Genomic DNA, 5080 nt, shown 5'->3' on the forward strand with positions numbered 1-5080 from the left:
CGACATCGAGCGCGAGGTGCTGGGCGAGCTCGTGGCGATGACCGCCGGCGCGACGTGATCAGCGTAGCGATGGATCAACCAGGTGGTGCGACACCGCCTATGGGTGCGTGTCCGTGATCGCGATGACCTCGTCGAGGCGGTCCTGGGCAGCCTGCATGTCGTCGATCTTGGCCTGGATGCGGTCCCGCTCGGCGCGCAGCATGGCTCGTTGCTCGGCGTCGGTGTGCCCGGAGTCCCAGCACGGAAGGAGTTCCGCGATCCTTCGGCTGGTCAGGCCGGCGGCGAACATCTGCTGGAAGAAGCGCACCAGGGTGACGGCGTCCTGCCGGTAGAGGCGCTGGCCGGACGGGCTGCGCTCCGCGATGAGCAGCCCCTGCTGCTCGTAGTAGCGCACGGCGCGTACCGAGACGCCGGCACCCCGCGCCACCTCGCCGATGCGGATCAGTCGCTCGGCCGCGGCCTCTGTGACGGTCACGGTGATTCCTCTCGCCCCGGCCCTGATGACCAGCACTTGCCTCTGACGTTGACGTCAGGTTTTAGCGTACCGGGCATGGACATCAACAACTCAGTTGCCCTTGTCACCGGAGCCAACCGCGGCCTGGGCCGCGCCTTCGCCCAGCGCCTGCTCGAACGGGGCGCCCGCAAGGTCTACGCGACGGCCCGCCGACCGGAGACCGTGGACCTGCCGGGGGTCGACGTGCTGCCCCTCGACATCGCCGATCCCGCATCCGTGAGGGCCGCAGCCGAGGCCGCCCCGGACGTCTCGCTGCTCATCAACAACGCGGGGATCCAGACGGGGACCGACCTGGTGACCGGTTCGCTGGACGCGGTACGGCACGAGCTGGAGACCAACATGTTCGGCCACCTGGGAATGATCCGGGAGTTCACGCCGGCGCTCGCCAGGAACGGCGGGGGCGCGATCGTCAACGTCCTCTCCGCCATGTCATGGTTCGGGGGCAAGGGCGCCAATGCCTACCACCTGACCAAGGCCGCCGCCTGGGCCATGACCAACGGCGTCCGCCTGGAACTCGCCGAGCAGGGCACACTCGTGACAGCCGTGCACCTCGGCCTGGCCGACACCGACATGGCCGCGGGCTGGCCCGTGGCCAAGATCGCGCCGTCGGACCTGGCCGACGCGGCGCTCGACGGTGTCGAGGCGGGCTCCGCCGAGGTCCTCGCCGACCAGTGGAGTCGGGACGTCAAGTCCCGGCTGCCGCTGACGCCGGAAGAATTCAACGCCGCGATGGACCGCGCCCTGGCGGCGCTAACGGCGGCATGAGGGGCCCCTCGGGCCGCACTGACTTCGGTCGGTTGCTTCTGAGCTCAGTCAATTAATACTCCATCCGCAGTTGTGGATCCTCATGTTGTGGCCTCGCGTCGGCGGTAGTGGCAGTCGCGGGCGCGGGCCTGGTGTCGACGACGCCATAGGGACCAGCGCAGGCGATGGTCGCGTTGGCCGTTCGGGGATGCGGCGGGCAGGGCGAATAGTCGCTGTATTTCGTTGCAGGTGAGAGCGGGGCTGAGGCGAGCGTGAGGGTAGCCGTCCGGCCCGCAGACCATGGCGAGCGGCCGGTTGTGTGTATGCCGAAGGTACAGGTGTGATGCCGCGGCGTGGCGGCTGCGAGCATCCATTCATTTGTACATCTGTTCTTAAGGCTTGTATGTTTGTACGCATGTCGCACATCGAGTCGCCTTTGGCGGATCCTCCCGCAGGTGAAACGGCCAAGGAAGCGGCCGACGGTGAGCGCCGGGCCTCCGCCGGATCGGGTGGTGGGCGGCGGCGGACCCGTCGCAATGACCCCGGCCGCAAGACGCACATCCTGGACGCCACCCTCGACGTCATTGCGGAGCATGGGGTGGCCGGGACGACGCATCGGCACATCGCCGCCCGAGCGGGCGTGCCGCTCGGGTCCATCACCTATCACTTCGCCAGCTTGACCGATCTTCAGGCGCAGGCGTTCGCCCGGCACGTCGAGGTGCAGTCCGCGGTGTTCGAGGGCTTGTTCGAGGGTGTCGAGACACACGAGCAATTCATTGAGGTCCTGGTCGATCTCGTCCACGGAGGCCCTACCAGGCACCGCAGTGCGGTCCTCGGCTTCGAGCTGCACCTGGCGGCGCTCCGCGACCCTGGACTACGAGCCCTGACTCAGGCATGGACGGAGGACAGCCGCACTGTTCTGGCCCGTTTCATCGGCCCGGACAGCGCCGCCCGGCTGGACGCCCTGCTTGAGGGAATGATCATGCATGCTCTGCTCACGACCTCGCCGAAGTCGCGCGAGAGGGCACGGGACGCGATCGACCAGACGCTCGGCCCAGTCGGCCGGCCGGGATCGTGACCGGAACGTCTGTCGCCGTCCCGACGGCGCCGACAGCGCGGGAGGTGACGGCCGGCGCGAGGGCGACCTACGCGGTCTTCGCCGGTCTTGGGCTCGCCGGGTCGACGTGGTCCTCCCGGCTTCCGCAGGTCCGCACGCAGCTGCATCTCGACCCGGCGTCCCTGGGACTCCTGCTGCTCACCATCGCCGTCGGCGGTGTGATCGTGCTGCCTCTGCCGGGACCTGTCGTCACACGCATCGGCCCCCGCCGGCCGTCACCGCCGTGGCCCTAATCGTCAGCGCGAGCCTTGGCGTCATCGCGCTCGGATACACCTTCTCAACGTCCCTGCTGGTGGCCGGGCTGTTCCTGCTCGGCGCGGCGACGGGTTTCTGGGATGTCGCGATGACGGTGCACGCCGCGTCCGTCGAACGGCAGCTTGGCCGGCCCGTCATGCCACGCTTCTTTGCCGCGTTCAGCCTCGGTACGGTCGCCGGTGCCGCGGTCGGCGTGCTGATGATCGCCCTGCAGGTCCCGGTAGGGATCCATGTGGCCGCGGCCGCAGCAGTGATCGCCGGGGCGATACCCGCGGCCGCACGACACTTTCTGCCCGAGCATGCCGCGCGCCGCAGCGCAGCACCGCCGAAGGTGAAGGTGTCCCGCCCGGGCCTGGGCGCGTGGAGAGAGCCCCGCACCGTGGTGGTCGGGCTGGTCGCACTGGCCTTCGCGGTCGCGGAAGGGGCAGGTAGCAACTGGGTCAGCGTCTCGGTCATCGACCGCCACCACGTCACCGCCACGATCGGCACACCAGCGTACGCCTCGTTCCTGGCCGCGCTCACGGCTGGCCGCTGGCTCGGGCCGGCGGTCCTCGAACGGTTCGGTCGGGTCACTGTCCTGCGAACAGCCGCCGCCTCCGCCACCGCCGGAGTCGCTGTCTTCGCACTCGGGCCATCCACCGGCATGGCGTTCGCCGGAACACTGCTCTGGGGGTTGGGTGCGGCGCTCGGCTTTCCGATCAGCATGAGTGCCGGGGCCGACGAGCCCGCTCGTGCCGCCGGCCGAGTCAGCGTCATCACCTCGATCGGATACTGCGGGTTCGTCAGCGGACCCCCTCTCATCGGTTTCCTCGGCAACCAGACCACCATCGGGCACGCCCTGCTCGTCATCGCGATCCTCATGGCCCTGTCCGCTGTGATCGCCGGTGCCACCCGCCGGTCCCCCGATGAGCGCACGCAGACCGGCTCCGCCACTCAGGCACGCACCACTGTCATGTGAGAACGAAACTTTGGAGACTCCTGTGACCCGCCAGACACCCGTGATCGCCGTCACCGAGGCCGAGGTGAACGAGCTGCGCTCACGACTGCTCCACACACGCTGGCCGACCGCCTGGCCCGCCGGCGGATGGGAGGCCGGCACCGACCCCGGCGAACTGCGACGCCTCGTCGCCTACTGGGCGTCCGACTACGACTGGCGTGTCCACGAAGCCACCATCAACGCCCTGCCGTCCCACCTTGCTGACATCGACGGAACGCCCGTCCAATACCTCCGCTTTGACGGCGAGCACCCCGGCGCCCTGCCGATCGTCCTGACCAACGGGTGGCCCAGCTCCTTCCTCGAACTGACCGCCCTCGCCCGCCGGCTGGCCACGCCGTCGCGGTACGGGGGCGACGCCGCCGACGCGTTCACCGTCGTCGTCCCCTCACTGCCCGGATTCGCCTTCTCACCTCAGCGGCCCTTGCTCGCCGAGCCACCGCAGACACATGAGATCTGGCACCGCCTCATGCACGACGAACTCGGCTTCGAGCGCTACGTCGCGCACGGGGGCGACCTGGGTGCCGGCATCACCTCCCGGCTTGGCGAGGCTCACCCCGAGGCCGTGATGGGCATCCATCTGATGGCGATCGCCAGCCCGGTCGCCTACGACGCGGCCGGTGTCACCCCTGAGGAGCAGGAGTACCTCGATTCCGTCGCGGTGTGGTCCGCGGAAGAAGGCGGGTACCTGCACCAACAGAGCACCCGCCCTCTCACGCTGAGCTATGCTCTGGCCGACTCGCCGACCGGGCTGCTCGCCTGGATCGTCGAGAAGTACCGTGCGTGGAGCGACTGCGGTGGTGACCTGTCGTCCCGGTTCAGCGACGACTTCCTCCTCACGCAGGCGTCGCTCTACTGGTTCACCCGCACCATCTCGACCTCCTTCCGCCCCTACTACGAATACGCCCAAGGGCTGACGCGGAGGGTTGAGCGGGTAGACGTGCCCACGGCCCTCGCCCTGTTCCCGGCCGACCTCACCCAGCCGCCCCGCAGCTGGGCGGAGCGCACGTACAACATCACCAGGTACACCCGCATGCCCCGTGGCGGACACTTCGCCGCCCACGAAGAACCCGAACTCCTCGCGCACGACCTCACCGAGTTCTTCCGCGCACACCGGTGAACACCGAGACATGTGAGAGTTCTTGAGCCTCTGTGCCAACGCGCCTGAGCCGATCGACTTACCGGTCGTCGTCCGCGTCCGGATCCCGCAGGGACCGCAGGCCACCGGGCAGGTCGGGAACCTGGAAGGAGTACCGGCCGTGGATGATGTGGTGCCGTACGAACGGTGAGTGCCTGTGTCGGGTCCTTGCATGACAAGTCGAGTGGTCTGTTGATGCAGTTCAGGGGCTCGGGGGGGGGGGGGGGGGGGGCGGCCCCCCCCCCCCCGGGGGGGCCGGGCCCCCCCCCCGGCGGGGGGGGGGGGGGGGGGGGCGGGGGGGGGGGGCGGGGGGGGGGT

The 5080-nt window shown here is 69.4% G+C and carries 6 protein-coding genes and 1 pseudogene; 5 read left to right on the forward strand and 2 right to left on the reverse strand.

Features of this window, described 5'->3' with window-relative positions; genetic code table 11:
• Window positions 1-97 precede the first annotated feature (97 nt).
• On the reverse strand, window positions 98-475 hold the full coding sequence (locus ACWGJB_RS49675) for a MerR family transcriptional regulator (protein ID WP_453386615.1): 378 nt from the start codon (window positions 473-475) through the stop codon (window positions 98-100).
• Between the two features lie 75 nt (window positions 476-550).
• On the opposite strand from ACWGJB_RS49675, the gene ACWGJB_RS49680 reads away from it, so the two are divergent.
• Complete coding sequence (locus ACWGJB_RS49680; RefSeq protein ID WP_453386616.1) at window positions 551-1279, forward strand: SDR family oxidoreductase; 729 nt, start codon at window positions 551-553, stop codon at window positions 1277-1279.
• Between the two features lie 80 nt (window positions 1280-1359).
• Here ACWGJB_RS49680 and ACWGJB_RS49685 read toward each other — a convergent pair.
• A pseudogene (locus ACWGJB_RS49685) lies at window positions 1360-1515 on the reverse strand (IS701 family transposase); the annotation flags it as partial.
• A gap of 158 nt (window positions 1516-1673) precedes the next feature.
• Here ACWGJB_RS49685 and ACWGJB_RS49690 point away from each other — a divergent pair.
• From ACWGJB_RS49690 to ACWGJB_RS49705, 4 genes are read left to right on the forward strand one after another with little or no spacing between them, the layout of a single operon-like run.
• Window positions 1674-2336 (forward strand): TetR/AcrR family transcriptional regulator, encoded by a 663-nt coding sequence (locus ACWGJB_RS49690; protein WP_453386617.1) that lies wholly within the window; start codon window positions 1674-1676, stop codon window positions 2334-2336.
• Entirely contained in the window at window positions 2333-2608 is a 276-nt protein-coding gene (locus tag ACWGJB_RS49695) for a hypothetical protein (protein ID WP_453386618.1), read from the forward strand. The genes ACWGJB_RS49690 and ACWGJB_RS49695 overlap by 4 nt, the downstream gene beginning before the upstream one ends.
• Window positions 2599-3588, forward strand: a complete 990-nt coding sequence (locus tag ACWGJB_RS49700) for an MFS transporter (RefSeq protein ID WP_453386619.1) — start codon at window positions 2599-2601, stop codon at window positions 3586-3588. The genes ACWGJB_RS49695 and ACWGJB_RS49700 overlap by 10 nt, the downstream gene beginning before the upstream one ends.
• A 22-nt stretch (window positions 3589-3610) precedes the next feature.
• The gene (locus ACWGJB_RS49705; protein ID WP_453386620.1) at window positions 3611-4744 is read left to right on the forward strand and encodes an epoxide hydrolase family protein; all 1134 of its coding nucleotides are present in this window, start codon (window positions 3611-3613) and stop codon (window positions 4742-4744) included.
• Window positions 4745-5080 lie beyond the last annotated feature (336 nt).

It is taken from the genome of Streptomyces sp. NPDC054813, assembly GCF_053611365.1.

Bases quoted from the DNA above. Each gene is read 5' to 3' on its own strand.
- ACWGJB_RS49680 (WP_453386616.1), top strand. From the start codon at position 551: ATGGACATCAACAACTCAGTTGCCCTTGTCACCGGAGCCAACCGCGGC.
- ACWGJB_RS49690 (WP_453386617.1), top strand. From the start codon at position 1,674: ATGTCGCACATCGAGTCGCCTTTGGCGGATCCTCCCGCAGGTGAAACG.